A 1,409-nucleotide genomic window follows, 5' to 3' on the forward strand; every position below is an offset into this window, starting at 1 on the left:
AGCGGTTATCCCGTCCGAACATAGCTACCCGGCAATGCCACTGGCGTGACAACCGGAACACCAGAGGTTCGTCCACTCCGGTCCTCTCGTACTAGGAGCAGCTCCTCTCAAATCTCAAACGTCCACGGCAGATAGGGACCGAACTGTCTCACGACGTTCTAAACCCAGCTCGCGTACCACTTTAAATGGCGAACAGCCATACCCTTGGGACCGGCTTCAGCCCCAGGATGTGATGAGCCGACATCGAGGTGCCAAACACCGCCGTCGATGTGAACTCTTGGGCGGTATCAGCCTGTTATCCCCGGAGTACCTTTTATCCGTTGAGCGATGGCCCTTCCATACAGAACCACCGGATCACTAAGACCTACTTTCGTACCTGCTCGACGTGTCTGTCTCGCAGTTAAGCGTGCTTTTGCCTTTACACTCTATGCATGATTTCCGACCATGCTGAGCACACCTTCGTGCTCCTCCGTTACTCTTTGGGAGGAGACCGCCCCAGTCAAACTACCCACCACACAGTGTCCTCGATCCGGATTACGGACCTGAGTTAGAACCTCAAACATACCAGGGTGGTATTTCAAGAGTGGCTCCACGGTAACTGGCGTCACCGCTTCAAAGCCTCCCACCTATCCTACACAAGTAGGTTCAAAGTTCACTGTGAAGCTATAGTAAAGGTTCACGGGGTCTTTCCGTCTAGCCGCGGATACACAGCATCTTCACTGCGATTTCAATTTCACTGAGTCTCGGGTGGAGACAGTGTGGCCATCGTTACGCCATTCGTGCAGGTCGGAACTTACCCGACAAGGAATTTCGCTACCTTAGGACCGTTATAGTTACGGCCGCCGTTTACTTGGGCTTCGATCAAGAGCTTCGCTTGCGCTAACCCCATCAATTAACCTTCAAGCACCGGGCAGGCGTCACACCCTATACGTCCACTTTCGTGTTTGCAGAGTGCTGTGTTTTTAATAAACAGTCGCAGCCACCTGGTATCTTCGACCGACTAGTGCTTACGGAGCAAGTCCTTCACACCGGCCGGCGTACCTTCTCCCGAAGTTACGGTACCGTTTTGCCTAGTTCCTTCACCCGAGTTCTCTCAAGCGCCTTGGTATTCTCTACCTGACCACCTGTGTCGGTTTGGGGTACGGTTCCTGCATATCTGAAGCTTAGAAGTTTTTCCTGGAAGCATGGCATCAACCACTTCGTCCAAAAGAGGGCTCGTCATCAGTTCTCGGTCTTAAAAGGGCCCGGATTTGCCTAAGCCCTAAACCTACCGCCTTAAACACAGACAACCATCGCTGTGCTGGCCTAGCCTTCTCCGTCTCTCCATCGCAATATGCACGAGTACAGGAATATTAACCTGTTTCCCATCGACTACGCATTTCTGCCTCGCCTTAGGGGCCGACTCACCC

At 52.9% G+C, this 1,409-nt stretch carries 1 rRNA gene; it reads right to left on the reverse strand.

Annotation, left to right across the window (positions count from 1 at the left end):
- A 23S ribosomal RNA gene (locus tag DK187_RS20790) occupies positions 1 to 1,409 on the reverse strand; the annotation flags it as partial.

It is taken from the genome of Marinomonas arctica, assembly GCF_003259225.1.
Lineage (GTDB): Bacteria > Pseudomonadota > Gammaproteobacteria > Pseudomonadales > Marinomonadaceae > Marinomonas > Marinomonas arctica.